At 59.1% G+C, this 26,192-nt stretch carries 25 protein-coding genes and 1 pseudogene; 21 read left to right on the top strand and 5 right to left on the bottom strand.

Annotation, left to right across the window (positions count from 1 at the left end):
* Positions 1-13 precede the first annotated feature (13 nt).
* From C816_RS10780 to C816_RS10745, 8 genes are all read left to right on the top strand, one after another.
* On the top strand, positions 14-1,045 hold the full coding sequence (locus C816_RS10780; protein WP_016322419.1) for an ABC transporter permease subunit: 1,032 nt from the start codon (positions 14-16) through the stop codon (positions 1,043-1,045).
* A gap of 103 nt (positions 1,046-1,148) precedes the next feature.
* On the top strand, positions 1,149-2,735 hold the full coding sequence (locus C816_RS10775; RefSeq protein WP_016322418.1) for a response regulator transcription factor: 1,587 nt from the start codon (positions 1,149-1,151) through the stop codon (positions 2,733-2,735).
* A gap of 47 nt (positions 2,736-2,782) precedes the next feature.
* Positions 2,783-4,612 (top strand): sensor histidine kinase, encoded by a 1,830-nt coding sequence (locus C816_RS10770; RefSeq protein ID WP_016322417.1) that lies wholly within the window; start codon positions 2,783-2,785, stop codon positions 4,610-4,612.
* On the top strand, positions 4,609-5,553 hold the full coding sequence (locus C816_RS10765) for a sugar ABC transporter substrate-binding protein (protein WP_016322416.1): 945 nt from the start codon (positions 4,609-4,611) through the stop codon (positions 5,551-5,553). Before C816_RS10770 ends, C816_RS10765 begins: the two co-directional genes overlap by 4 nt.
* A gap of 12 nt (positions 5,554-5,565) precedes the next feature.
* Complete coding sequence (locus C816_RS10760) at positions 5,566-6,600, top strand: galactose ABC transporter substrate-binding protein (protein ID WP_016322415.1); 1,035 nt, start codon at positions 5,566-5,568, stop codon at positions 6,598-6,600.
* Between the two features lie 49 nt (positions 6,601-6,649).
* Complete coding sequence (locus C816_RS10755; RefSeq protein ID WP_016322414.1) at positions 6,650-7,939, top strand: galactokinase; 1,290 nt, start codon at positions 6,650-6,652, stop codon at positions 7,937-7,939.
* 15 nt (positions 7,940-7,954) lie between these two features.
* Positions 7,955-9,457 carry a UDP-glucose--hexose-1-phosphate uridylyltransferase gene (gene galT / locus C816_RS10750; protein ID WP_016322413.1) on the top strand — a complete coding sequence of 501 codons (1,503 nt, stop codon included), beginning with the start codon at positions 7,955-7,957 and terminating at the stop codon, positions 9,455-9,457.
* Between the two features lie 10 nt (positions 9,458-9,467).
* Positions 9,468-10,481 (top strand): aldose epimerase family protein, encoded by a 1,014-nt coding sequence (locus tag C816_RS10745; protein WP_016322412.1) that lies wholly within the window; start codon positions 9,468-9,470, stop codon positions 10,479-10,481.
* A gap of 42 nt (positions 10,482-10,523) precedes the next feature.
* On the opposite strand, the gene C816_RS10740 is transcribed toward C816_RS10745, so the two are convergent.
* The 3 genes from C816_RS10740 to C816_RS10730 all read right to left on the bottom strand — a co-directional run bounded on the left by C816_RS10740 (position 10,524) and on the right by C816_RS10730 (position 13,613).
* Complete coding sequence (locus C816_RS10740) at positions 10,524-10,772, bottom strand: hypothetical protein (RefSeq protein ID WP_016322411.1); 249 nt, start codon at positions 10,770-10,772, stop codon at positions 10,524-10,526.
* Positions 10,773-10,932: 160 nt separating this feature from the next.
* The gene (locus C816_RS10735) at positions 10,933-12,840 is read right to left on the bottom strand and encodes a M3 family metallopeptidase (RefSeq protein WP_016322410.1); all 1,908 of its coding nucleotides are present in this window, start codon (positions 12,838-12,840) and stop codon (positions 10,933-10,935) included.
* Between the two features lie 80 nt (positions 12,841-12,920).
* Positions 12,921-13,613, bottom strand: a complete 693-nt coding sequence (locus C816_RS10730; RefSeq protein ID WP_016322409.1) for an aspartate/glutamate racemase family protein — start codon at positions 13,611-13,613, stop codon at positions 12,921-12,923.
* Positions 13,614-13,946: 333 nt separating this feature from the next.
* Between C816_RS10730 and C816_RS10725 the strand changes: the two genes are divergently transcribed.
* The 13 genes and pseudogenes from C816_RS10725 (at position 13,947) to C816_RS23670 (ending at position 22,835) form a co-directional block, all read left to right on the top strand.
* Positions 13,947-15,236 carry an O-acetylhomoserine aminocarboxypropyltransferase/cysteine synthase family protein gene (locus tag C816_RS10725; protein ID WP_016322408.1) on the top strand — a complete coding sequence of 430 codons (1,290 nt, stop codon included), beginning with the start codon at positions 13,947-13,949 and terminating at the stop codon, positions 15,234-15,236.
* Positions 15,237-15,252: 16 nt separating this feature from the next.
* Positions 15,253-16,185: a cysteine synthase A gene (cysK, locus tag C816_RS10720; protein ID WP_016322407.1), complete on the top strand. Its 933-nt coding sequence runs from the start codon at positions 15,253-15,255 to the stop codon at positions 16,183-16,185.
* A gap of 60 nt (positions 16,186-16,245) precedes the next feature.
* Positions 16,246-17,430 (top strand): cysteine desulfurase family protein, encoded by a 1,185-nt coding sequence (locus tag C816_RS10715; RefSeq protein WP_016322406.1) that lies wholly within the window; start codon positions 16,246-16,248, stop codon positions 17,428-17,430.
* Between the two features lie 13 nt (positions 17,431-17,443).
* A complete protein-coding gene (gene nifU / locus C816_RS10710; protein ID WP_016322405.1) occupies positions 17,444-17,875 on the top strand; it encodes a Fe-S cluster assembly scaffold protein NifU in 432 nt (143 codons plus the stop codon).
* 285 nt (positions 17,876-18,160) lie between these two features.
* Entirely contained in the window at positions 18,161-18,349 is a 189-nt protein-coding gene (locus C816_RS10705) for a hypothetical protein (RefSeq protein WP_016322404.1), read from the top strand.
* Positions 18,350-18,440: 91 nt separating this feature from the next.
* Positions 18,441-19,935, top strand: a pseudogene (locus C816_RS10700) (recombinase family protein).
* Positions 19,936-20,131: 196 nt separating this feature from the next.
* Positions 20,132-20,305 (top strand): recombinase zinc beta ribbon domain-containing protein, encoded by a 174-nt coding sequence (locus C816_RS25635; RefSeq protein ID WP_196803635.1) that lies wholly within the window; start codon positions 20,132-20,134, stop codon positions 20,303-20,305.
* 45 nt (positions 20,306-20,350) lie between these two features.
* Complete coding sequence (locus C816_RS21825; RefSeq protein WP_016322401.1) at positions 20,351-20,719, top strand: hypothetical protein; 369 nt, start codon at positions 20,351-20,353, stop codon at positions 20,717-20,719.
* A gap of 54 nt (positions 20,720-20,773) precedes the next feature.
* Entirely contained in the window at positions 20,774-21,061 is a 288-nt protein-coding gene (locus C816_RS25630) for an AAA family ATPase (protein WP_081646330.1), read from the top strand.
* Between the two features lie 111 nt (positions 21,062-21,172).
* A complete protein-coding gene (locus C816_RS23680; RefSeq protein ID WP_155978994.1) occupies positions 21,173-21,565 on the top strand; it encodes a hypothetical protein in 393 nt (130 codons plus the stop codon).
* Between the two features lie 14 nt (positions 21,566-21,579).
* Positions 21,580-21,783, top strand: coding sequence for an AAA family ATPase (locus tag C816_RS25625; protein ID WP_081646329.1), 204 nt, complete (start codon positions 21,580-21,582; stop codon positions 21,781-21,783).
* 352 nt (positions 21,784-22,135) lie between these two features.
* Positions 22,136-22,510, top strand: a complete 375-nt coding sequence (locus C816_RS23675; protein ID WP_207636921.1) for a hypothetical protein — start codon at positions 22,136-22,138, stop codon at positions 22,508-22,510.
* 52 nt (positions 22,511-22,562) lie between these two features.
* Positions 22,563-22,835, top strand: coding sequence for a hypothetical protein (locus C816_RS23670; protein WP_207636920.1), 273 nt, complete (start codon positions 22,563-22,565; stop codon positions 22,833-22,835).
* On the opposite strand, the gene C816_RS22710 is transcribed toward C816_RS23670, so the two are convergent.
* Positions 22,832-23,104 carry a DUF4368 domain-containing protein gene (locus tag C816_RS22710; RefSeq protein ID WP_196803633.1) on the bottom strand — a complete coding sequence of 91 codons (273 nt, stop codon included), beginning with the start codon at positions 23,102-23,104 and terminating at the stop codon, positions 22,832-22,834. The genes C816_RS23670 and C816_RS22710 overlap by 4 nt on opposite strands.
* A gap of 374 nt (positions 23,105-23,478) precedes the next feature.
* Positions 23,479-26,178: a DegV family protein gene (locus tag C816_RS10675; RefSeq protein WP_016322400.1), complete on the bottom strand. Its 2,700-nt coding sequence runs from the start codon at positions 26,176-26,178 to the stop codon at positions 23,479-23,481.
* Positions 26,179-26,192: the final 14 nt, after the last annotated feature.

Below are 26,192 nucleotides of genomic sequence, written 5' to 3'. Positions count from 1 at the left end.
GAAAGAGATAACTATGGGAGAGACAAAAGGAAAGACGCTGAACTCCAAGAGCGCCGTCAAATTCGTTTCCGATCACGCGATCATTTTTCTGATTATCCTGCTGGCGCTGGTCACCTGGGCCAACAGCCAGAACTTTATGAGCGCTGACAACGTGGGCAACCTGATCTCCAACGTGGCCCCCCGGTTTATCATCGCCTGCGGCGTGTCCGGGTGCCTGATTACCAAGGGCACAGATCTGTCCGCCGGCCGGCAGGTGGGCCTGGCCGCGTGCTTTGCCGCCATGATGCAGCAGACGCTGGACTACAGCGCCCGGGTGTTCGATTGGATGCCCGACTTGCCCTGGATCGCCGCCCTGCTGATCACTGTGGCTATCATGGCCTGCTTCGGCGCGGTCAACGGCTGTGTCATCGCCTTTTTGAAGGTTCCCCCCTTCATCGCCACCCTGGGTATGCAGACCCTGGTCTACGGCGCCTGCCAGATCATCACCGGCAACCAGCCCATCGGCGGCTTCAAGGAGAGCTACCGGGCCCTGGCCAGCGGCAACTTCTTCAGCGACTACCTGGGCCGCTACAGCCGCCTGCTCCCCTATCTGCTGCTTCCCGCACTGCTGGTGGGCCTGTTCATGTGGTTCCTTTACAACAAGACCCGTCACGGCAAGTATATGTACGCCATCGGCGGCAATGAGAACGCCGCCCAGGTGGCCGGCGTCAACGTTCCCGCCTCCCTGATCCGCATCTACATCCTGGCCTCCGTCATGTACGCCCTGGCCGGCTTCCTCATCGGCTCCAAGGCCGGCGGCGCCTCCACCGCCACCGGCACCGGCTACGAGCTGGAGGCCATCGCGGCCTGCACCATCGGCGGCGTGTCCGTCAACGGCGGCGTGGGCAAGGTCTCCGGCATCCTCATCGGCGTGCTGGTGTTCGAGGTTTTGAAGATCTGCCTCCAGTTCCTCCGCTTCGACCCGGCCTACACCTTCATCGCCCAGGGTCTGGTCATCATCGTGGCCGTCGCTCTGGACCTGCGGAAGTACCTGGCCAAGAAATAAGAGGTTTTTTGAAAAAAGCGATAGGGACCGGCGTGACTGCGCCGGTCCCTATTTTCAAACGGGGCAAACTGTATTATAATTGCGGAAAGGGGGGCGCGTTTGGATGGAGGAGTACCGGGTACTGCTGGTGGACGACGAGGAGGACATCCGGGTTGGCATCGGCCGCAAGATGGACTGGACCGCCCTGGGTTTCGCCTTGGTGGGGGAGGCCGAAAACGGCCTGGAGGCGCTGGATCTGGCGGAGGCTCTGGAGCCGGACGTGGTGCTGACGGACATCAAGATGCCCTTTATGGACGGGTTGGAGCTGTGCCGCATTCTCACGGAGCGCCTTCCCGCCGCCAAATTCGTGGTGTTCTCCGGCTTTGACGAGTTCGAGTACGCCAAGCGGGCCATCCGGATGAATGTGTTTGAGTACATCCTCAAGCCCATCAGCGCGGCGGAGCTGGGCGGCGTGCTCCGGCGGCTGAAGGACCGGCTGGACACGGAGCGCACGGAGCGGCAGAACACAGAGGCGCTCCGCCGCCGCTATGAGGAGAGTCTGCCGGTGCTGCGGGAGCTCTTCTACGCCCACCTGCTGGAGGGCCGCGTGCCGCCGGACCAGGCGGCGGAGCGGGCGGCCCGTCTGGAACTGGACGTCACCGGCGACGCCTGGGCGGCGGCCCTGGCCCATGTGGACGGCGCGCCGGACCGGGAGCTGGCGGCGCTGTCCGTCCAGCAGCTGCTGGATGAGAATCTGGCCCTGGAGGGCTGGAGCTGCCGGGCGTTTTTGTACGGGGATGCGGCGGCGGTGCTGGCGGTCTCCCGGGACGGCGGCTCCGTCTACGCCCTGATCCAGGCCCTGGACCGGGTCTGCGCCCTGGCGGAGAGCTATCTGGGGCTGACGCTGACCATGGGCGTGGGCGCGCCCTGCGCCGGGCTGGGAGAGCTGGCCCAGTCGGCGGCGGGCGCCCGGGCCGCCCTGGACTACCGGGGGCTGGTGGGGGCCGGACGGGCCATCTACATCGGCGACCTGGAGCCGGGGGCGGGGGTGCGCATCAGCTTTGACGAAAACGATGAGCGGGAGCTGGCCGGGGCGGTGCGGCTGGGCGGTGAGGCGGAGGTCCGGGAGGCGGTGGACCGCCTGACGGAGAAGGTCCGGCGCTCCGGTCTGGCGGCCAGCCAGTGCAATCTCTTTTTCCTGGAGCTGCTCACCTGCCTGCTGCGGCTGGCCCGGGGAGCCGGGCTGGAGGTGGAGGAGGTGTTCGGCACCGGTTTCACCGGCGCGGTGCAGGCCACGGACTTCTCCTCCTTCACGGCCATGGGGGCGTGGTGTTTGGAGCGGTGCCTGCGGATTCAGGCCCTGTTCCGCCGCCAGCGGACAGACTCCGCCGGCCAGACCGTGGAGCGTGCCAAGGCCTATATCCGGGAGCACTACGGGGAGAGCGACCTCTCCGTGGAGCGGCTGTGCGACCATCTCCACCTGAGTCCCGCCTATTTCTCCACCCTCTTCAAGCGGGAGACGGGCATGAGCTTCACCGCCCATGTGACCGTCATCCGGATGGAGGCGGCGGCGGAGGCCCTGCGGAACAGCGAGGACAAGACCTATCTCATCGCCCGCCGGTGCGGCTATGAGGACGCCAACTATTTCAGCTATGTGTTCAAAAAGCACTTCGGCGTGACGCCCACCAAATACCGCGCCGGGGCGCTGTAAAGGTCCGCTGAGCCGCACACGAAAATTTCCGGAGAGGAGGCCCGCCTGTGGCGAGATTGTCCGTGTCCCTGCGCCGGCGCTGGAGGGAGCTCTATCACCGCTCCAGCATCCAGGTGATTTTGTCCCTGTTTTTCACCGCTGTGGCCGTGGTGGGCATGGTCTTTCTGGGACTGACGCTGTTTTTGCGGTTCTCCGCCTCCAACAACGCCCTTCTGGTGGAGAACAGCCAGCGGGTGCTGTCCCAGGTGAACCTGAACCTGGACGCCCGCCTGCGGGAGATGATGCGCGTTTCGGACGCCGCCTATTACCGGGTCATCAAGGACGCGGACCTGGCAGAGGAGGACATCGCCCGGGACCTGGAGCTGCTGTACTACACCAGCCGGGAGTCCCTGGTGTCCATCGCCGTGTTTTCCGACAGCGGCGATTTGATCGCCGCCGCCCCGCTGGCTGTGCTGAAAAACAGCGTCTCCCCGGAGCGGGAGGGGTGGTTCAGCGCCGCCCAGGAGCGGATTGAAAACCTCCACTTCTCCACGCCCCACGTGCAAAACCTCTTCGTGGACCCGGATTACCGCTACCGCTGGGTGGTGTCCCTGAGCCGCCATGTGGAGCTGACCAGGGACGGCGCCATCGAGAGCGGCGTGCTGCTGGTGGATATGAGCTACAGCGGCATCGAGCAGATTTGCAAGGACGTGGACCTGGGAGCCGGTCAGGGGGGATACCTCTACCTGATGGACGGAGCGGGAGAGATCGTCTACCATCCCCGCCAGCAGCTGATCTACGCCGGACTGCTGGAGGAGAACAACGCCTCTGCCGCCGCCTATGCCGACGGCAGCCACAACGAGGTCTTTCAGGGCCAGCGGCGGCAGGTGACGGTGAAGACCGTGGGCTACACCGGCTGGAAGCTGGTGGGGGTGGTGCCCTCGGAGAACCTGTGGGACAACTACGGCCAGCTGCTTTTGTTCTTCCTCTTCATCGTCTTTTTCTCCGTCTTTTTGCTGGTGCTTGTGAATCTGCGCCTCTCCGCCTGGATCACCGCCCCCATGAAGAAGCTGGACCGGGCGGTGAAGGAGCTGGAGGCGGGAAGGGAGACGGTGGACCTCAAGGTGGACGGCCCCTATGAGGTGGAGCACCTGAGCCGGTCCATCCAGTCCATGGTCTCCACCATGCGCCACCTGATGGACGATATCCTCCAGCAGGAGGAGCAGAAGCGGCGCAGCGAGCTGGACGTGCTCCAGTCCCAGATCAACCCCCACTTTTTGTACAACACCCTGGACTCGGTGATCTGGATGACGGAGAACGGCCGGACGGAGGACGCGGTGGTGATGCTCACCTCCCTGGCGCGGCTGTTCCGCATCTCTTTGAGCCGGGGCAGCAACATCATCACCGTGGCCGAGGAGCTGGAGCACGCCCGGCACTACCTCACCATTCAGAAGATGCGCTACAAGAACAAGTTCTCCGCCGACCTGTCGGCGGAGGATGGTGTAGAGGGACTCTACACCATCAAGCTGATCGTGCAGCCCATTCTGGAAAACGCCATCTACCATGGCATGGACTACGCCGACGGCGACGGAAAAATCTGTGTCCAGGCCTTCCGGGAGGGAGAGGACGTCGTCATCGAGGTTGCGGACAACGGCCCCGGGATGCCGGAGGAGGTGGTGGAGCGCCTGCTGGACCAGAGCGGCGTCTACGCGGCGGCGGGCTCCAAGGGATCGGGCATTGGGCTGCGGAACGTCCATCGCCGGATTCAGCTGACCTTTGGCAGGGCGTACGGGCTCTCCATCCTCAGCGAGCCGGACGACGGCACGGTTGTGCGCATCCGCCTGCCCGCCCTGGACGAGGAGGCCGGCCGGAGATACCGAAAGGAGGGGGGACAGTGAGCGGAAGACGGTTTGCCTGGTGGGTTTTGCCCCTGCTGATGCTGGGGGTGCTGCTGCTGCTTTTGCTGCTGATTCTCTATCCCGCCCGAACCCAGCGGCGGCCGGAGCTGCTGGAGATGTCGGTCATCGCCCGGGAGGCGGACGGCTCCGCCTGGGCCACCGCCCGCCAGGGCATGGAGCAGGCGGCGGCGGACCTGAACGTGGAGCTTCGGTTTTTATACCCCGGCCAGTCCGACAGCGCCCAGGAGCAGGGCCAGCTCCTCCGCCGGGAGGTAGAGAGCGGCGCCAGCGCCATCTTGCTCTTCCCGGCGGACCGGGAGGCCCTGTCGGAGGAGGTGCGGGCGGCGTCCTCCAAGGCCGCGCTGGTGACGCTGGAGACGGACATGGAGGATACGGCGGGCTATGTGGGCGTGGATAACGCCGCCCTGGGGGAGGCTCTGGGCCGGGCGGCGCTGAACGGCGTCCCCCCAGGCGGCACGGTGCTGCTTGTGCTGGCCGCCTCCCAGCGCAGCGGCGTGGGAGACCGTCTGGCGGCAGCGGAGGCGGTGCTGAGGTCCGAGGGCCGGGAGGTCCGCTACTTCGCCGGAACGGCGGACGCTTTGACGGAGGCGCTGTCCCAGGGGGACACCCAGGCGGTGATTGCCTTTGAGGCCTCCAGCCTGGAGCGGGCGGCTGCGGCGGTCTCCCGCCTGGAGGACCCGCCGCTGCTCTATGGCGCCGGGTCCACGGCGGCCATCACTGCGGGACTGGAGCAGGGGCGCATCACGTCCATCCTGGCCCAGAACGCCTTTTCCACCGGGTATCTGGCGGTGGAGTCCGCGGCGCGGACGGCCCGCCGGGAGACGGCGGAGCCCCTGGAGTCGCTGCCGTTTTTTACGGTCCGGCGGGAGAATATGTATGAGCCGGAGCATCAGAAGCTGCTGTTTCCGGTGACGTGGTGAGGAGGGAGTGCCATGCTGAAAAGACGGTGCGCCGCGGCGCTGGCGGCATGCCTGCTCCTGCTCGTTACCGCCTGCGGCGAAAAGCCGGATGATACCATCCGTGTGGGCGTGGCGCTGTACCGGCAGGACGATACCTTTATCACCAGCCTCTCCCAGTGCCTCCAGCAGGCGGTTTTGGAGGAGGAGCAGGCCCGGGGCGTGAAGATCAATCTGAACATCGTGGACGGACGGGGCAGTCAGACCACCCAGAACGAGCAGGTGGACCAGTTCCTGGACAAGGGATACGATGTGATCTGCGTCAACATTGTGGACCGGACGGCGGCGGCGGTAATCATCGACAAGGCCCAGGGCGCCGGGGTGCCGGTGGTGTTTTTCAACCGGGAGCCGGTGGAGGAGGACCTGAACCGCTGGAAATACGCCTACTATGTGGGCACCCGGGCGGACGAGGCGGGGCGCATCCAGGGCGGACTGGTGCTGGACGCCTGGCGGGCGGACCCTGCCGCCCTGGACCGAAACGGCGACGGCGTTTTGCAGTATGTGATGCTGGAGGGGGAGCCGGGCCACCAGGACTCGCTGCTGCGGACAGAGCACAGCGTCCGCACGCTGACCGCCGCCGGGGTGCCCATGGAAAAGCTCTCCAACAACGCCGCCGACTGGCAGCGGGGCCCTGCGAGGCTGCGGATGCAGCGGTGGCTGGAGGAGCTGGGGGACGCCGTCGAGGTGGTGTTCGCCAACAACGACGACATGGCCCTGGGAGCCATCGACGCCTGCCTGGACGCGGGGATGGAACCGGAGGAGATGCCCTTCATCGTGGGAGTGGACGCCACGGCCCCGGCCCTGCGGGCATTGGAGGAGGGCGCCCTGCGGGGTACCGTCCTCAACGATGCCGCCGGCCAGGCGGAGGACATTCTGGCCCTCAGCTGCGCCCTGGCCCAGGGGGAGGACCCGGGGGCGGCGGTGGAGCTGGAGGATGAGAAATACTGCTGGCGGCAGCACGCGGCGGTGACCCGGGAGAATCTGGCGGAGTTTCTGCCGGAGGCGCCCTGACGGATCAGGGCGCGGGCCGGGAAGACTTGGAGAAAAAGGAGAGACTATTATGGAAGGACAGACTTTGGAGACAAGGCTGCGGCAGGGCGGCCTGGACGAGGCGCTGGAGCGTCTCTACGGCGCGGCAAAACTGGAATCGGCCCGGAGCCGGTGCGCCGGCGTTCTGGAGGGCTTTGCCAAAACCTTCGGCAAAGAGGCGGAGGCACTTTTCAGCGCTCCCGGCCGCACGGAGCTGGGGGGCAACCACACGGACCACGAGCGGGGACGGGTGCTGGCAGGCAGCGTGGACCTGGACATTCTGGCCGCCGCCGCCCCCAACCGCAGCGGCGTGATTCGGATTCAGTCGGAGGGCTATCCCCAGATCACGGTGGATCTGAAAGAGCTGGAGCCCCGGCGGGAGGAGGAGAACACCACTGCCGCCCTGGTGCGGGGCGTGGCCGCCAGAATGGCGGAGCTGGGCTGTCCCCTGGCAGAGGCGGGACTGGACGCCTATATGAGCTCCACTGTTCCCGGCGGCAGCGGGCTCAGCTCCTCCGCCGCCTTTGAGGTTTTGATGGGCACCATGCTCAACGATCTCTTCTGGGGCGGAAAGTGCGCCCCGATGGAGATTGCCCAGATTGGGCAGTACGCGGAAAATGTGTTCTTCGGCAAGCCCTGCGGCCTGCTGGACCAGGCAGCCTGCGCCGTGGGCGGCGTGGTGGCCATCGACTTCGCGGACAGTGAAAATCCGGTTGTGGAGAGGATTGGCCTGGACCTGGCCGCCATGGGACACGCCCTTTGCATCATCGACAGCGGCGCGGACCACGCGGACCTGACGGGGGAGTACGCCGCCGTGCCGGAGGAGCTGCGGGCCATATGCCGCCGCTTTGGCAAAGAGGTGCTGCGGGAGGTGCCTGAGCAGGAATTCTTTGCCGCTTTGCCGGAGCTCCGGCGGGAGTGCGGCGACCGGGCGGTGCTGCGGGCTATCCACATCTACGACGACAACGTCCGGGTCAGCGGCCAGGTGGGCGCCCTGCGCCGGGGGGACTTTGACGCCTTTTTGATGCACGTGAGGGATTCCGGCCTCTCCAGCTGGCGGTATCTCCAGAATGTGGTCCCCGCCGGGTATACGGAGCACCAGGATGTGGCCTTTGCCCTTGCTCTGGCGGAGCGTCTGCTGGATACGGCGGGAGCCTGCCGGGTCCACGGCGGCGGCTTTGCGGGGACCATCCAGGCCTTTGTGCCGCAGGAGGGTCTGGAGAAATTCCGGGCCGGGATCGAGGCCGTGCTGGGCGCGGGCAGCTGCCACGTGGTCGCCATCCGCCCGGTGGGCGGCGTCCGGCTGGACAGAACAATGTGAGAGGAGCGCGGAATCATGGATGCCAACACCTATTCCTACACCGCCGCCCTGGCGGACTACGCCATTGCCAGAGGGCTGATCGAGGCGGCGGACCGGACATGGGCCGTCAACGCTTTGCTTGCCGCCATGAAGCTGGAGGACTTCCAGGAGCCGGAGGGGCGCCGGACAGGGGAGCCTTCGCTGGAGGAGATCCTGGGGATGCTGACGGATTTCGCCGCGGCGCGGGGGATTATCCAGGAGGACATCACCAGCCGGGACCTCTTTGACACCGCATTGATGGGAATTCTGACCCCCCGGCCATCCCAGGTGATCGGGACCTTCCGGGAGAAATACGCCCAGTCCCCCCAGGCGGCCACGGACTGGTACTACAAATTCAGCCAGGACACGGACTACATCCGCCGCTACCGCATCGCCAGAGACGTGAAGTGGGTGGCCCCCACGGAGTACGGCGATCTGGACATCACCATCAATCTCTCCAAGCCGGAGAAGGACCCCCGGGCCATCGCCGCCGCCAAGGCGGCCCCCCAGAGCGGCTATCCCAAGTGCCAGCTGTGCCGGGAGAACGAGGGCTACGCCGGGCGCATGAACCACCCCGCCCGGCAGAACCACCGCATCATCCCCGTCGCCATCGACGGGAAGGACTGGTTCTTCCAGTACTCCCCCTATGTCTACTACAACGAGCACTGCATCGTATTCAGCGCTGAGCACACCCCCATGAAAATCGACCGCTCCACCTTCCGCAAGCAGCTGGACTTCATCAGGCAGTTCCCCCACTACTTTGTGGGCTCCAACGCGGACCTGCCCATCGTGGGCGGCTCCATCCTCAGCCACGACCACTTCCAGGGCGGGCGGTATACCTTCGCCATGGAGCGGGCCCCCTTGGAGCGGGCGGTCTCCTTCCCCGGCTTTGAGGACGTGGAGGCGGGTATCGTCCGCTGGCCCATGTCCGTCATCCGCCTGCGCTGCGGCGACGATGCGCGGCTGGTGGAGCTGGCGGACAAAATCCTCCTGGCCTGGCGGGGCTACACCGACGAGGCCGCCTTCATCCTCGCCGAGACGGCAGGAGAGCCCCACAACACCATCACCCCCATCGCCCGGATGCGGGAGGGGAAGTTTGAGCTGGATCTGGTGCTGCGGAACAACATCACCACGGAGGAGTACCCCCTGGGCGTGTATCACCCCCACCAGGAGCTCCACCACATCAAAAAGGAGAATATCGGCCTCATCGAGGTCATGGGCTTGGCGGTGCTGCCCGCCCGCCTCAAGGGAGAGCTGACGCTTTTGGCGGACGCCCTGTCCCAGGGTGGAGACCTCCGGGCCGATGAGACGCTCAGCAAGCACGCCGATTGGGCGGAGGAGCTGAAAAAGCGGTATTCCTTTACCCGGGACAATGCCCTGGACATCCTGAAAAAAGAGGTTGGCATTGTCTTTGCCCAGGTACTGGAGCACGCCGGTGTCTACAAGTGTACAGGCGAGGGCCGGGCCGCCTTCCTGCGGTTCATTGAGACGGTAAAGTGAGGGATATGCCATGGTAACACAAGAAATTTTTGGCCGTTTGGACGGCCGGGAGATCCCCCTGCTGACGCTGACGGAGGGACCGGTATCTGTGGAGCTGATCCCCCTGGGGGCGGCGGTGCGGGCCATCCGGGTGCCGGACCGGAAGGGGCGGACCGTGGACGTGTGCCTGGGCTACGACACCCCGGCGGAGTACCGGGATTGGAACTCCGCCCTGGGAGGCACCCTGGGCCGGTGCGCCAACCGCATCGGCGGCGCCCGGTTCGCCATCGGCGGAGCGGAGTACCGCCTCACCGCCAACGAGGGGGCCAATACCCTCCACGGCGGGGCGGAGGGCTTCCACAAGAAGCTGTGGAGCTGCGCCGTGGAGGAGCACTCCGCCGCCTTCTTCCTGGACTCTCCCGACGGAGAGGAGGGCTTTCCCGGAAATCTCCACGCAGAGGTCACATACACCCTGCAAAACGGCGTTTTGACTATGGAGTACCGCGCCTCCTGCGACCGGGACACAGTGGTAAATCTCAGCAACCACACGTATTTCAACCTGGCGGGCCATGACGCCGGCTCCATAGCGGGCCACCGGGTAACTCTGGGGGCGGGGCGCTACACGCCCAGCGGAGCGGGCAACGTGCCCACCGGGGAGATCGCCCCTGTAGACGGCACGCCCCTGGACCTGCGGCAGGGGGCTCTGCTGGAGGAGCGGCTGGGGGACCCCTTCCTGGCGGCCACCCGGGGCTATGACCACAACTTTGTCTTAGACGGCGGAGGGCTGGCGGCGGAGGTCTGCTGCCCCGCCACCGGCATTGCCCTGGAGGTGCGCACCACCCTGGAGGGAATGCAGTTCTATACCTCCGGCTTCCTGACGGACCGCCCCGGCAAGAGCGGGGCCCGGTACGGCCGGGCCAGCGGGCTGTGCCTGGAGACCCAGCGCTTTCCGGACGCGGTGAATCACCCCTCCTTCCCCTCTCCCGTCCTGCGGGCCGGGGAGGCGTACCGGGAGGCCACCTCCTGGCGGTTTTTTGTAAAATAGATGCACAGCCCGTGGGCGGAAATCCGCCCACGGGCTGTCTGCTCACTTGATGCTGTCCAGATAATCGCCCACCGGGCAGGCATTGTACTGCTTGACGACCTTGACAATGACGGAGCCGTCCGGCTGGACCGTCTCGTCCAGGAGCTTGTACTGGGTGCCGTTTTTCTCCAGGGTCCGTTTATAGTGCGCAACTTCCGCCTGCACCTGTTCCACGGCCAAGGCGTGCTCCGCATCCTCTCTGAGCATAAAGTGCAGGGTCTGGCAGATGCACGCCGCTTTCACACGTTTCATGGGTCTCCCTCCAATAATAGAATGTATCAAATATCGCGGCGGCTGAGATGGCGGCCGCCATTGATGTTTGTAGTATATTCTATTTTCAGAGCGATTTCAAAGGCGTTTTTATACAAAGTATACAAGAGCAAGTGTTGTGCATTTTCCACAGCTCCGTGCCTCACGGCAGTTCCCAGGGCGTCTCCGCCGCCTGGGCCAGGGCCGCCGCCCGCCGCCGTCTCCGGCAGACCAGCAGAGCTCCCGCCGCGATCAGGATGACCGCGCCGCCAAAGCCGGCGCCCAGAAGAACAACGGGAAGCTCCCAGCTGCCGCGCTCCCCGGTCTCCTCCGACAGACGGTCCTGGATGCCGTCCGCCAGAAGCCGCATGGTCCTCTCATGGAAGATGTCCCGCAGGCCCACGGCCTCCACGGTCTCCCGGTAGGGCTGGGACAAGCCCATGGCCGCAAGGTCCAGATAGATGTCCACCGCCGTGTCCCAGTCCTCCAGGGATATGAGCCACAGATCCAGGGCGGACAGGGCGGAGGTGGCGTAACTGATGTAGTACATGGGGCTCTGAAAGTTGTGAGTGATCTCCACCCAAAAATAGCTCTCCTCCCCGTCTCCCTCGTAGGAGTAGCCGTACTCCTCCGAGATGTCCTTGAAGAGGCGGTTGACCTCCTCCAGGGTCATATCCGGGTCCTCGTACACCGCCGTCTGAAATTCGTCGTACATGCAGCCCTCCAGCACGGAGCTGACCATGTTGGAGATGGTGGCCCAGTAAAAGGCCCTGCCGCCCTCCGGACCGAACATCTCGCCGGCATAGGCGGTGAACAGCACCTCCAGCCCCTGGGAGTGGATCTCCCCCACGTCGATGTGGAAGGAGGACCACAGGTCATGCTCCGCGCTGTGAAAGGTCTCGTTGAAGTGGCCGAACTCGTGAATGACAGTGCTGTAATCCTGGTGGTCCCCGTAGGGATCGTCAAAGATAAAGGCGGTTCCGTAAGCCGGGAGGCCCACAGTGTAGCCCACGGGCAGCTTGCTGTCGCTGGGGGCGATGTCGTAGAGGTGGTATTGCCGCATAAAGGCAAAGGTCTCCGCCAGCTCCGGGTCGATACGCGCCATGTAGGGCTCAACGGCGTCCAGGATGTCGTCTCCGTAGGCCCGGGTCCGCACGTCCAGGGCCCGCAGGTCCCGCTGGGAGAGGGCGTCCATCAGCCTGGCTTCCAGGGGGACCCAGTACCGCTTCGCCGCCCGGCGGACGGCCTCGATGTCCTCTGTGGTGTAGTCCCGGCCGTAGCTCTCCCGGTAGGCGTAGTCGGCGTAGCTGTCATAGCCGTTCTCCTTTGCAATCTCCGTCCGCACCCGCACCAGCTGGAGGAAGATCTCTCCGGCGGCCCGGTTCCGCTCCCGCTCCAGCTGGGCGCTGATCTCCCACCAGGTCTCGTCGTCCAGCTCCCGGTCCTGGGCAAGGGATTCCTCCGTCCACACCTGCCCCTCCCGGACGGCCTGGACCGGCTGGGCCATCGCCTGGTCGTAGGCCTGTACCAGCCGCTCCTCCTCCTCATAAAGTGCGGCCTCCCGGGCCGTCAGGGCCTGATAGTTCCGGAGCTCGTCCAGGATTTCCGGCCCCGCGTCCCGCTCCAGAATATCCCGGTAGGGGGTGTCCGCCAGCAGGCCCAATGTCCGGTAGCACTCGTCGAAGAGCTGGACGGACAACTGGGAGAGGGCGGCGGACTCGTCCGCAGCCTCCTGGTCCGCCCCGTTGGCGTCGTAGCGGATGCCGATCAGGGCAGACTGGGTGGACAGCTGGTCCACCTCTGAGAGAATCCGGCCATACAGCGCCTCCAGCGCCGCCCGGATCTCTGCGTCCTCCGTTTGGGCGGCGGGGGAGGCGGCAATCTGTTCCAGAGCGGACAGGGCGGACCGCAGGGCGGCACCGTCGTATCCGGTGTACTCCATGTCGGCGAAGTCCACCGGCAGGTGCTCTTTTTCCGGGTAGCGGGCGGCCGCCTGGGCCGGGAGTGTCAGCGTCAGGCAGGCGGCCAGCAGAATCGCTCCCAGTCGCAGAGCGCGGAAAGTTTTTTTCACGGTAATCCACCTCGCAGAAAATTGTTTAGAGCCATTGCGGCAGGACGGCGGTCCAAGCTGCCGGGCCGCCGGATATGAAATCAGCCGTCCAGCGCTATCTCGGCCGCGCGGCCGGCGTGAATCAGGGTTGTGTCAAAGACGGGCAGGGGAGAATCCGCCTGATGAATGAGAAGCCCGATCTCCGTACAGCCGAGAATGACGCCCTCCGCGCCCTTTTCCCCCAGACCGCCGATGATGCGCCGGAACTGCTCCCGGGAGGCGTCGTTGATCTCGCCCACACAGAGCTCGTGAAAGATCACGTCGTTGACCAGCTCAATGTCCGCCTCATCCGGGATGAGGACATCAATGCCTCTGTCGGTCAGCTTCTGCTTATAAAAATCCTGGGTCATCGTGTATTTGGTCCCCAGCAGTCCCACCCGCCGGATATGGGATTTTTCAAGCTCGCCGGCGGTGGCGTCCGCAATATGTACGATGGGAATCCGGACCATGGAGGCGATCTGGGGCGCCACCTTGTGCATGGTATTTGTGCAGATCAGAAGGAAGTCCGCACCGGCGGCCTCCAGGGCCTGAGCGGCCCCGCCCAGGATGCTGCCGCTCTTCTCCCAGTCGCCGCTGGACTGGCACCGCTCGATCTCGTCAAATTCCACACTGTAAAGGATAATCTTTGCAGAATGCAGTCCGCCAAGCCTGGCTTTGACAGCCTCGTTGATGATTTTGTAATAGGAAATGGTACTCTCCCAGCTCATTCCGCCGATCAGTCCGATGGTCTTCATATGCGCGCCTCCTGATTTTTGAAGATTGCTGTCATTATATCAAAAGGCGGAAGCGGGTACAAGGGATTTGACAAATTCAGTGCCGGCGCGCACTGGAAAATAACGTCGGTCTTTGGAGTCCACATGGCCGAAGGCCGTGCGTTTGGGCTTATGTAAACAGGTCCTAAAAACGGTTTTGCCGCAAAGAGAGATACGCACCGGAACAGGAATGTCTGCAGAGAGAGAAGGCGGCGGCCTGCCGGTACATTTTCTAAGTCATCGAAATATACCTATTGACAAAGTAGGTTTATTGGGATATGATGGAGCTACCTTCACTGAAAGGGGATTTCTCCCATGAGTACATACAGATTTGAGACCTTACAGCTCCATGTTGGGCAGGAGCGGCCCGATCCCGCCACCGATGCCCGGGCGGTTCCGATCTATCAGACCACCTCCTATGTCTTTCGGGACTCCGCCCACGCCGCCGCCCGCTTTGGCTTGGCGGACGCCGGCAATATCTATGGACGGCTGACCAATTCCACCCAGGATGTGCTGGAAAAGCGGATCGCCGCCCTGGAGGGCGGCGCGGCGGCGCTGGCCGTTGCCTCCGGCGCGGCGGCCATCACCTATGCCATACAGGCTCTGGCGCAGGCGGGGGACCATATCGTGGCCCAAAAGACCATCTACGGCGGCAGCTACAACCTGCTGGCCCACACCCTGCCCCAGTACGGTATCCAGACCACCTTTGTGGACGCCCACGACCTGGCTCAGGTGACCGCCGCCATTCAGCCCAATACCAAAGCCGTCTATCTGGAGACCCTGGGCAACCCCAACAGCGATATACCGGACATTGACGCGATTGCAAAGATCGCCCATGCCCACGGGCTGCCCCTGGTCATCGACAATACGTTCGCCACCCCTTATCTGATTCGCCCCATTGAGCACGGGGCGGACATCGTGGTCCATTCCGCCACCAAATTTATCGGGGGCCACGGCACCACTTTGGGCGGCATCATCGTGGACGGCGGAAGCTTTGACTGGAAGGCCTCGGGAAAATATGCCCCCATTGCCGCGCCCAACCCCAGCTACCACGGGGTCAGCTTTGCGGACGCCGCCGGCCCCGCCGCCTTTGTCACCTGCGTCCGCGCCATTCTCCTGCGGGACACCGGGGCGGCTATCTCCCCCTTCAACGCCTTTTTGCTCCTCCAGGGGGTGGAGACACTGTCCCTGCGGCTGGAGCGCCACGCTGAGAACACAAAAAGGGTAGTGGAATTTCTGGCTGCCCATCCCCAGGTGGAGAAGGTCAACCACCCCTCCCTGCCCGGTCATCCCGACCATGCCCTGTATGAGAGGTATTTCCCCAACGGCGGCGCTTCCATTTTCACCTTCGAGATCAAGGGAGGGCAGGCGGAAGCCCACAAGTTCATTGACAATCTGGAGATCTTCTCCCTGCTGGCCAACGTAGCGGACGTAAAATCCCTGGTGATTCATCCCGCCACCACCACCCACGCCCAACTCTCCCCCGAGGAGCTGCTGGACCAGGGGATCAAGCCCAACACCATCCGGCTTTCCATCGGCACGGAGCATATTGACGACATCATCGCCGATCTGGAGAAGGGGTTTGCGGCCACAGCGCAGAAATAACAGGAGGAATTTTATTATGTCCAACATCTACACATCCGCCGACCAGCTCATCGGCAGGACGCCCCTGCTGGAGCTGACGCACATTGAAAAAGAGACCGGGGTAAAGGCCCGCATTCTTGCAAAGCTGGAGTATTTCAATCCCGCCGGATCGGTAAAGGACCGCATCGCCAGGGCGATGATCGACGAGGCTGAGGCCGGCGGCAGGCTGAAACCCCACTCCACCATCATTGAGCCCACCTCCGGCAACACCGGCATCGGCCTGGCCTCCGTGGCGGCTGCCAGGGGCTACCGCATCATCATCACCATGCCGGAGACCATGAGCGTGGAGCGCCGCCAGCTGATGAAGGCCTACGGCGCGGAGCTGGTGCTGACCGAGGGGAGCCAGGGGATGAAGGGGGCCATCGCCAAGGCGGAGGAGCTGGCCAAGGAGATCCCGGACAGCTTCATTCCCGGCCAATTCGTCAACCCCGCCAATCCCGCTGCCCACAGAGCCTCCACCGGCCCGGAGATCTGGGCGGACACCGGCGGAGAGGTGGATATTTTCGTGGCGGGCGTGGGCACCGGCGGGACCATCACCGGCGTGGGACAGTATCTGAAGGAACAAAATCCAGCGGTGAAGATCGTGGCGGTGGAGCCTCAGGACTCCCCTGTCCTCAGCGAGGGCCGCTCCGGGCCGCATAAAATTCAGGGAATTGGCGCGGGCTTTGTCCCCGAGGTGCTGGATACCGCCGTTTACGACGAGATCCTCCCCGTGTCCAGCGAGGACGCCTTTTCCGCCGGGCGGCTGATCGGCCGCAAGGAGGGCGTTTTGGCGGGCATCTCCTCCGGCGCCGCGCTTCACGCGGCCATTGAACTAGCCAGGCGGCCCGGGAACGCGGGGAAAACCATTGTGGTCCTGCTCCCGGACACCGGCGACCGCTATCTGTCCACACCGCTTTTCGCGGACTGAGTATGGAGCGAGCACGCCGGTAAAAACGCCGGCGTGCTGTCGTTTGGAAAGGATTTTTCTATGATTTACGCAGATAATGCGGCCACAACAAAAATGAGTGCCGCCGCGATCAGCGCCATGCTGAACTGCATGGAGGAGAGCTGGGGCAATCCCTCCAGCCTGTACGGACTGGGGCAGAGGGCGTCTGAGACGCTGCAAAGCGCCAGAGAGCGGATTGCAGCCTGCATCGGCGCCTCCCCCAAAGAGATTACCTTTACCTCCGGGGGAAGCGAGGCGGACAACCAGGCCATCCGCTCTGCCGCCCTTCTGGGGGCGCGGAAGGGAAAACGGCATATCATCTCCACCGCCTTTGAGCATCATGCCGTGCTGCACACGCTGAAAAAGCTGGAGGATGAGGGCTTTGAGATAGAGCTTCTGCCTGTGGGCAAATTGGGAACCGTCACAGCCCAACAGGTGGCGGACGCCATTCGGACGGATACCGCCCTGGTCACCGTCATGTATGCCAACAATGAAATCGGCTCCATCCTGCCCGTTTCGGAAATCGGTGCGGTCTGCCGGGAGCGAGGGGTCCTCTTCCACACGGACGCGGTGCAGGCGGCGGGCCACCTGCCCGTCGATGTAAAGACGCAAAATATTGATATGCTGTCCCTTTCCGCCCACAAATTCCATGGTCCCAAGGGGGCCGGCGTGCTGTATGCCCGGCAGGGAGTGCCGCTGACCCGCCTCATTGAGGGCGGGGCCCAGGAGCGGGGCAGACGGGCGGGAACGGAGAATGTCGCCGCGGCCGCGGGCATGGCGGCGGCGCTGGAGGAGACCTGCGCTCATATGGAGGAGAATGCCTTTAAGGTCTCCGCCCTGCGTGAGCGGCTGATTGCGGGGCTATCTCAGATTCCGCACTCCGCCCTGAACGGCGACCCGGTGAACCGGCTTCCGGGCAATGTCAGCTTCTGCTTTGAGGGCGTTGAGGGGGAGAGCCTGCTTCTGCTGCTGGATGACAGGGGCATCTGCGCATCCTCCGGATCGGCCTGCACCTCCGGCTCCCTGGACCCCAGCCACGTGCTGCTGGCCATTGGGCGCCCCCACGAAGTGGCCCACGGCTCCCTGCGGCTGTCCCTCTGCGAGGAAAACTCGGAAGCCGATGCGGCGGCGATTTTGAAGGCTGTCCCGGAGATCGTGGCGTATCTGCGGAATATGTCCCCGCTGTGGAAGGATAAAATCAGCGGGAAGAGAGAATTTGTCCTGTGAGGAGGAATTTGTTATGGCGCTTTACAGTGAAAAGGTGATGGACCATTTCCGGAATCCCCGGAACGTGGGTGTGATTGAGGACGCGGACGGCGTGGGCGAGGTGGGTAACGCTGTCTGCGGAGACATCATGAAGATCTATCTCAAAATTGAAGATGGTATTGTGGCTGATGTGAAGTTTGAGACGTTCGGCTGCGGCTCCGCCATTGCCTCCAGCTCCATGGCCACTGAACTGGTCAAGGGAAAGCCTCTGGAGCAGGTATTACAGCTGACAAACAAAGCTGTCGCCGAGGCTCTGGACGGTCTGCCCGCCCACAAGCTCCACTGTTCCGTCCTGGCGGAGGAGGCCATCCGGGCGGCGGTGAAGGACTACTATGAGCGGCAGGGACTCCCCTGCAGTCCGAAGGATTTTCCCGACTGCGGTTCCTGTGAGGGGTGCCGCAGGTAAGCGGCCGTTGGCCGCTGTGGGCGGCGGCGGAACTTCCGCCGCGTTCCCGGGCTGTGCAGCGGGACGGCGCTCCGGCATGGCGGTGCAGGAAGCCGGTTATCCCGCCGCTTACATCTGAACATAACACAAATGCCCGGACGTTAGTAAGCCTAGCATCCGGACATTTGTCCAGAGGTGGAGCAAAGTTGTAAGGCAGCACTTCCGGGTGCTGCCTTTCTGCGCTTCCCCACCATCCAGCGGGAAACATGTACGCATAGGGACCCCGTTTACATAGGAGGGCAGATCATGGCACAGACAAGGACCAGCTACCATAAGGAAGTCAAAACGGCCTCTTTCCAGGGCCGGACCATCACCGTGGAAAACCTGACCCCCATCCTCGCCCCCAAGGTGCGGGACAAGCGCAAGCGGGAGATCGAGGCGGGGCTTTACACCGTGTTCCGCAAGTACGCGCCGGGCCGGGCGGAGATGCACTGACCGGCAGCATCCTGGTGATTTGGGGCTGCTTTTGGTATAATATACCTGTAACGGTTGACAGCTCCATTTCCTGACAGGAAAGGAGCCGACAATGGAAAATCGCATTGACGCTATCTACGCAAGGCAGTCTGTGGACCGCAGGGACAGTATCAGCATTGAGAGCCAGATCGAGTTCTGCAAGTACGAGCTGCGGGGAGGGAATTACAAGGACTACAAGGACAAGGGCTTTTCCGGCAAGAACACGGACCGCCCCCGCTTCCAGGAGTTGATGGCCGACATTAAGCAGGGCCTGATCCGCCGGGTAGTAGTCTACAAGCTGGACCGTATCAGCCGTTCCATTCTGGACTTCGCAACCATGATGGAGCTGTTCCAGCAGTTCAATGTGGAGTTTATCTCCTCCACGGAAAAGTTTGATACCTCCACGCCCATGGGCCGGGCGATTCTGAATATCTGCATCGTGTTCGCCCAGTTGGAGCGCGAGACAATCCAGAAGCGCGTGACCGACGCCTACTATTCCCAGTGTCAGAGAGGCTTCCACATGAGCGGAGCGGCCCTCTACGGCTTCGAGCTGGAGCCCACCACCATCCAGGGCATCCGCACGAAAATGATGATCCCGGACCCCGACACGGCGAATATCGCCCGGCTGATGTTTGAGATGTACGCCGAGCCCTCTACGTCGTTTGGGGACATCGCCCGGTCCTTTGCCCAGGAGGGCATCCTGGTGTATGAGGAGCTGAGCCGGGGCTTCATTTCTCAAATGTTCCGCAATCCCATTTATGCCCAGGCCGACCTGGAGCTGTACGAGTTCTTCAAGGGCCAGGAGGCTGTAGTCGTGAATGAGGCGGCGGACTTCACCGAGACCAACGGCTGCTATCTCTACCAGGGCCGGGACGTGCAGGAAGGAAAAAACAAGGACTTGAAAAATCAAATCCTTGTGCTGGCCCCCAGCGAGGGCATTGTTTCCGCTGATACCTGGCTGCAGTGCCGGAAAAAGCTGATGGCAAATATCACGTTCCAGGGCGGACGCAAGCCGAAAAATACCTGGCTGGTCGGAAAGATGAAGTGCGACCACTGTGGGCGGGCACTGAAAAGCATGGGCAACCGGAGAGGAACCCAATACCTCTATTGTACCAAGCGGGCGGACAACATGAGCTGTGAGGGCTGCGGAACGCTCCGGACGGCGGAGTTTGAGCAGTTCGTCTATGAGGCTATGGTGCAGAAGCTCTCCAAATTCCAAACGCTGACCGCCAAGGCCGAGACAGTCACCCCCCAAGCTGACGGCCTTAAATGTGGAGCTGGCCTAGGTGGAGGACGAGATTGAAAAGCTGCTGAACACCCTGACCGGGGCCAGCGCGCTTTTGATGTCCTACGCCAACGGGAAGATTGAGGAGCTGGACGCCAACCGGCAGAGGCTCATTAAGGAGATCGGCGCGCTGAACGCTGAACCAGTCTCCACGCAAAAGATCGAGTTTCTCTCCGCCCACCTGGGCAACTGGGACAATATCGACTTTGAGGACCGGCGGCAGGTGGCCGACATCATTCTCTCCCAGGTCCACACCACCGGCGAGCGCGTTTCATTTGAGTGAAAAATCTGATTTTTTACCCCCAGCACTTTATACTCTGGTGTGTTTGCCCTTGTCAAGCGATGTTTACCAATCGCACATACATGGGGATGCTGGTGCAAGGGAAGGAAAAGCAGGCAGTGAAGGCCACCCATGACCACTGATTGATTCCGCCAAATTTGATGCCATTCAAAAAGTATTCCAAGCCAAAGCATACAATGTGGTTCCGCAGGGACAGTCAGCAGATAATATTCTAAAGAGCAAGGTGATATGTGGGTGCTGCGGCGGAAAGATGCAGCGCAAGCGCGGCACCGGCCATGCCGATTGGCACTTTTTTACCTGCATCACCAAGAATCGCTTGGGAGCTGATAAATCTACTGGGATGTATGCCTGAGAGGAAGATGTTTTCAAGGCCATCTATCGTCAGTTAAAGGTCTGTGTGAACGAAAACTATATTACAAATTCGGAATATAAGCAGAAAATTCAAGAGTATACAGGACAAATTGCTAATCTTACACAGCGCAAGACAACGGCATGGATCAACGCAATGGAGCACTATAAGAAGTATGTGCAGGGAGAAATCAGCAAAGAAGAATTTCGTGCAGTACAAAACATTGCAAATCTTGCAAAAGAGGCTCTTATTCAAGCTACAGAGAACAAGACCGCCTATGAAAAGCAATACTCCAAGTTCCGTAAACTTCTTTCTGCCAATAGTGAAGATGTTCCGCTCAGCGAGATTGTTAGTTGCATTGATAAAGTTGTGGTAGACGAAGGTGGGAAAATTGTGGCAAAATGGAATTTAATTTGAACCATAGATAATCTTTTCTAAGTCAGGAGGGATCCCTCTAATGTTTTTTCAGAATTGCAGGTAAAGGGATTTCGCTTGTTCAAAGATCCAGCGACAGTTGAATTATATCGTGGGTTAAACCTGCTTGTTGGAGAAAATGGGTGTGGAAAGAGTAGCATAGTTGACGCTATTCGGATTTTGCTAAATAAATCTGAGTTTTTTCACAGAGGGCTCCGTGAAGAAGCTTTCTATCAAGAGTATAGTGGAGGCGCTTTGCCAACATTGCCAATCTCTGTTTCGGCTATCTTTTCCGATTTGGACGATACGCAGAGGATTGAGTATCTAACATGGTTAACGCCTTAATTTAATGCAAAATTAAACGTGGAATATCAGTATAATGCGGATTCAAGGAGGTTATTCAAGCCCAAAAGATGGGGAGGCAGTTCTTGCAACAGCATATTTGACTGGGAGCCATTGGAGGATATTCAGTGTGTATATCTTCCAGCTCTTCGGAATGCTGAACGCAGTTTAAGGTCTAGCCGCGGTTCTTGGCTCTCAAGATTCATTACCAACCTTTCTGCGGATGAATTAGCCCAACGGAGAAAGAACCACAAGAAAGTGCCACAGGAAGATGATGTGGGGCAATTTAATCAAACCGCTGCCGAACAGGAATACATTAAACAAGCAAACGAATTGATAAATTCCAGCTTAAAAAATGCTGTTGGAACGATATTTGGGCAAAGCACTCGAATTCGGTTTAATGAACTTTCTTCTGAACGAATTGTCGAATCTCTCCAGATCCTATTTTCTAAAAGTATCGGATGCACTGAACTCGAAAGTTTTAGAAACTTGTCCGAAAATAGTTAGGTTATAACAATCTTATCTATATTGCAACCATCTTAGCAGAGTTTGAAGGACTGAAAGATAGGTATACAACACCAAGGATTCTGCTCGTTGAAGAATTAGAAGCTCAGCTACACCCACAATTGCAAATAAAACTTCTGAAATATTTGAGTCAGCAGGCTGCGGATTATGACATTCAAGTTATTATCACAACGCATTCAACTACACTAGGCCTTGTTTGAAAAAAGGCGGAATGCCCAACGGCGAGAGATATTTTCGCCAATCAAGGCAAATTTTTGCAGGCGGGCTGACGCCCGGCAAGAAAAATTAACGCAGAGTGGCGGATAACGATCCACCGTTTGGGCCTTTTGACTTTTTTCAAACATGGCCTAGTAGCAGTTGTCCCGATTAATCAAATTATTTCTGTTCATCGAACCAGGGATGGTCCCTTGATGTCCCAATCAAGGACTGTGGGATTGAGGATTCTGCAAAAGCATTTTTAAAAAGACGGCTTGATACTACAAAATCCGCCCTGTTTTTCTCCAAAGGAAACATTTTTGTTATGCTATTGCTGAAGCAATATTAATTCCTAAATTGGCTGAAGCTTATTTGAGACAGTATACTGTTATTCATAGTATAGATATTTTGTCTCTTGAAGATGCCGGTATATTTGTAAAAAATATGAACGAAATTTATTTTCAGTATTTTACCCAGCTCTACAATGGATACTCAATATGTATTCCTGTTCGACAAGAGGATAAGTCTAAAAACCACTATGAAGATCGTTTAAAAGAGCTTAGAGAAAAATCTCACTTTAATGATAATGACTATGTAAAAACTTTCGCACTTCCCATCTGTTGTGCGGTGCTTATAGACAATGATCCACCATTTCTTGTTGAGACACGCACTGATACGGAGACAGGAAAAGAAACCGTTTTTAGATGGGCACCAGAAGCCCACCAAACATGAGCCAATTGAAGGACTTAACCCTCAACTATATTTGATTTCCCAATTTGAGAATATGACAAAAAGTTGTCGCATTTTTTCAAATTTAAAAACATTTGAGTATGATTTGGCAATTGAAGGCCACAATAATGCGAAGTTGATGCTAGAAATACGTGTTGAGTCGATTTCAGCAGTTGGTTCGATTATGGCCAGCCTAATTCATTATTTAGACGAACTGAAGAAGGAAGAAACTGGAGAATCGCCAGAAGTTGATGATGCACAAATGGCGTTGGATATTTTACATCAGGTTGATAAATTTGGAAAAAAGCTGACTTTGATAAGGAACTAAATACTTTGCTGATTTGGCAAAAACTGTGTATCCATTTCAGCTTTCGATCTTCTTCTGGCCTTGGTCGTTTCTACGGACATATCAAGCTGTCCGACAAAGTTGTAGTGAATATCAATCTGTTGGGTGCGGTGGCCGCTTGACCTATCGGGTGCATGGACAACGACTTTCTCAACGAACATTCGCAGGATTTCCAGGGTGAGCTGTTCGGCTCGGTATAGCTTTTGACTAATTTCAAAAAACTTTTGATGTTGACTTTCTACTGTTCCCAAACCTCGACTGCTCTCTGCAATTTTTTGGTGCTAACTTCCAATTCCTTCTGTTCCTGTTCGTAAGTTGCACTCATTTTGCAAAAGCGTTCATCCCTCAATTTTCCAGATACATTATCCTCAGATAAACTTTGTCAAGGGTATTTTAGGAAAATGTACAAAGCTAAAACAGCACACCCTGATTTTATAATCAAGGCGTGCTGTTCATAATGAATCGAACAAGGTCGCAGGGCACTAAGAGGCAATCGGAGCAATCATCGAATAGAAAACCGCTAGATTCCATAAGACGACTGGCACGCCTTCATTTGATGCGCATATTGGGGAACATGGCTGCCAATCTTATTTAAGCGGTATGCTGGAACGGGACGCAAACAATTCTAGGCTACTCCATTTTGGTTGGGCACCTCAAAAAAAGAGTGTGTGACGTCGTCCCTTCGCATAAATAGGAGGCCGAAGGAACCGGGGCCGCAGTTGCTGGCAATGGCGGAAGACGCTTTTTGCAGGTAGACCCGTTCAAATGTACAATATTGCTGTACTAAGTTTTTGATGTACTGGAGCTTCTCCTTATCCAGCCCGGAATATGTGATAAACAGAATGCGGCGGTCGATATTTCTGGATTCTTGCAGCGTTTTCTTGATATACCTTTTGGCCATGTGTGAAAAGCTGCCCATTTCCACACGCCTGACTACCATTTTACTCTTTTTCAGCATAAGCACCGGATGCAGCAGAAGCGCGTCACAGAGAACCTGTATCTTCTTGGATATCAGCCCGGAGCTGCACATCATATGGGTAGTGTCTATGATAAACGCGGAAGAAATGAACCGCCGCATTCGTTTCACAGACTCCACGATATCCTCCTTTGACGCGTGATGCTCTGCCATGTGGGCTGCGCACAATACCAGAAGACCCATGCTGCTGGAGAGATGCCCCGAGTCGACCACCGTAACATTTTCAAAGGATTTTGCCGCCTCAAGAGCGTTTTGGTATCCCTTGCTGACGTGCTTTGCCATGGCAATGTGAATGACGTTTTGCGCTTCCGTCAGCTTCTGGGCAAAAAATCGTTCGTAATCCTCCACATCAGGCGGCTGAGAAGCGCCCTTTCGGCCCTCCGTAATATGCATCAGCAATTCATCCGTCCCAATCTCCTGGTCATCCAGGAACCGCCCTTCATCTGTGCAGACATAGTAGGGACAAACCGAAATGTCATATTCCTTCAAGAAGGATTCCGGCAGATCGCACACACTGTCTGTTGTCACCATCACTGAGCGCCTTTGCGCCTGCTCAAAAATCAGGATATCTTTTTCAATATCCGTCTGCCTGACATTTTCATTCAGGTGCACCAGCTCCTTGGGAAGAATACTCAGCACAGCCGCCTCCAGCAGCGCGCCGCTGACCGGCTTGGCAAGATATCCGCTGAATCCCTCTTTACGGTAGAGAAGCTGGTTGTCGCTGCCCGCGTTGGCGGTCAAAGCAACCACAGGGACATTCTGACATAATCCCGTTGGCTGTGCCCGCAGTGCGTGGAGGCATTCGATCCCATCCATCTCCGGCATCAAATGATCCATAAGGATGCAGTCGTAATGGTAGTTTTGTGTCAGGCTTAAGCATTCGGCGCCGCTGGAGGCTGTATCGATCTGAATCTTCGTCTCCGCAAGCAGCTTTTTTACCACCAGCAGATTCATATCGTTATCGTCCACCACAAGAATATGGGCATCCGGCGCCTCAAAGCTCTGCTGGTAAGTTTCACTCTCGTGTACCTTCGTGCGGGAGGCAAGGGTAAACGTTCCCAGCTCCCTGTCGTCAACGATGTCCTGCTCCAGCATGACCACAAACTTTGAACCTATCGTATAGACGCTGTTCACGCTGATCTCGCCGCCCATCAGCTCCACCAGTTGGTGGACGATGCTCAAGCCCAGCCCGGTCCCCTCGATATAACGGTTCCGCTCTTCATCCACCCGCCGGAACGCGTTAAAAATATAAGGGATGTTCTCCTTTTTTACGCCCTGTCCGGTATCCTCCACGGAGTACCAGACACGCACCCGGTTAATCGCCTGTCGTTCGCACCGGACAGAGAGGGTCACAGACCCTTCGCTGGTATACTTCACCGCGTTGTTCAGCAGGTTGATTAAAATCTGCTTGATACGAACCTCGTCCCCGCAGAGCATACTTGGGATGGATGAGTCCACCTGGAGCCTGAACTCCAGCCCTTTTTCCTTTGCCTTGATCCAGATCATATTGACGATCTCGGAAAAGAGAGCGCCTGTCTCATAGGAGACGTTGACGATTTCCATCTTCCCCGATTTGATCTTGGATATGTCCAGGATGTCATTGATCAGCGAGAGCAGCAGTTTGCTGGCCCCTTGGATATTCCTGGCGTTCTCCGCCACCTCTTCGGAAGTATTCTCCCGCAAAATAATCTCGTTCAGCCCAATGATTGTGTTGATGGGCGTGCGGATTTCATGGCTCATGCTGGAGAAGAAGTGATTTTCCGCGCGGTTCAGCTCCTCGATCTCTTTTTTTTGCTTCTGGGTGAGGGCGTTCTCCTCTTCATACATCCTGTTCAGGAACATGAGCAGGACACAGGTCAGCAGGCCGACCATGATCACAGAGAACGCCGAGTCGAAAAAGGCGTGATGCTGCTCGTTTTGAGCGACCAGCTCCGGGTGATAGAAAGCCATACCGTAGCATACCAGAGTTTCCAGCGTACAGAGTACAAAAAACGCATTCCTGCGCCGCCCCTGCAGGGTGATGCAGACATAAACAAAGCAAAAGACAAACCATTCCGGCACTCCGCTGTAAAACCCGCCCGCTGTAAAAAAGCAGACGGGAAAAAGCGTTAGAAGTAGTATCGCAATAATAGTGGCCCCTGTATGAACACATTTCTTTTGAATGCTGAATTTGACAATCAACGCCATGGCGATCAGGTACACTACCATGATAAGAATGTTCCATAGCGTTCGGCCCATGGGCATGGTAAATACCAGCGCAATCATGCAGATGCCCGTGACAAGGCGGAACATACGCTCGTACAGGCTGATCCTGTGATCGGTGATGATTTCAAACCATTTTTTTATCACGAGGTTTCCCACTC

The organism is Oscillibacter sp. 1-3 (genome assembly GCF_000403435.2).
Lineage (GTDB): Bacteria > Bacillota > Clostridia > Oscillospirales > Oscillospiraceae > Oscillibacter.
This window is presented reverse-complemented; position numbering and strand designations above follow the sequence as displayed.

Bases quoted from the DNA above. Each gene is read 5' to 3' on its own strand.
- C816_RS10780 (WP_016322419.1), top strand. From the start codon at position 14: ATGGGAGAGACAAAAGGAAAGACGCTGAACTCCAAGAGCGCCGTCAAA.
- C816_RS10775 (WP_016322418.1), top strand. From the start codon at position 1,149: ATGGAGGAGTACCGGGTACTGCTGGTGGACGACGAGGAGGACATCCGG.
- C816_RS10760 (WP_016322415.1), top strand. From the start codon at position 5,566: ATGCTGAAAAGACGGTGCGCCGCGGCGCTGGCGGCATGCCTGCTCCTG.
- C816_RS10755 (WP_016322414.1), top strand. From the start codon at position 6,650: ATGGAAGGACAGACTTTGGAGACAAGGCTGCGGCAGGGCGGCCTGGAC.
- galT (WP_016322413.1), top strand. From the start codon at position 7,955: ATGGATGCCAACACCTATTCCTACACCGCCGCCCTGGCGGACTACGCC.
- C816_RS10745 (WP_016322412.1), top strand. From the start codon at position 9,468: ATGGTAACACAAGAAATTTTTGGCCGTTTGGACGGCCGGGAGATCCCC.
- C816_RS10740 (WP_016322411.1), bottom strand. From the start codon at position 10,772: ATGAAACGTGTGAAAGCGGCGTGCATCTGCCAGACCCTGCACTTTATG.
- C816_RS10730 (WP_016322409.1), bottom strand. From the start codon at position 13,613: ATGAAGACCATCGGACTGATCGGCGGAATGAGCTGGGAGAGTACCATT.
- C816_RS10725 (WP_016322408.1), top strand. From the start codon at position 13,947: ATGAGTACATACAGATTTGAGACCTTACAGCTCCATGTTGGGCAGGAG.
- cysK (WP_016322407.1), top strand. From the start codon at position 15,253: ATGTCCAACATCTACACATCCGCCGACCAGCTCATCGGCAGGACGCCC.
- C816_RS10715 (WP_016322406.1), top strand. From the start codon at position 16,246: ATGATTTACGCAGATAATGCGGCCACAACAAAAATGAGTGCCGCCGCG.
- nifU (WP_016322405.1), top strand. From the start codon at position 17,444: ATGGCGCTTTACAGTGAAAAGGTGATGGACCATTTCCGGAATCCCCGG.
- C816_RS10705 (WP_016322404.1), top strand. From the start codon at position 18,161: ATGGCACAGACAAGGACCAGCTACCATAAGGAAGTCAAAACGGCCTCT.
- C816_RS23670 (WP_207636920.1), top strand. From the start codon at position 22,563: ATGACAAAAAGTTGTCGCATTTTTTCAAATTTAAAAACATTTGAGTAT.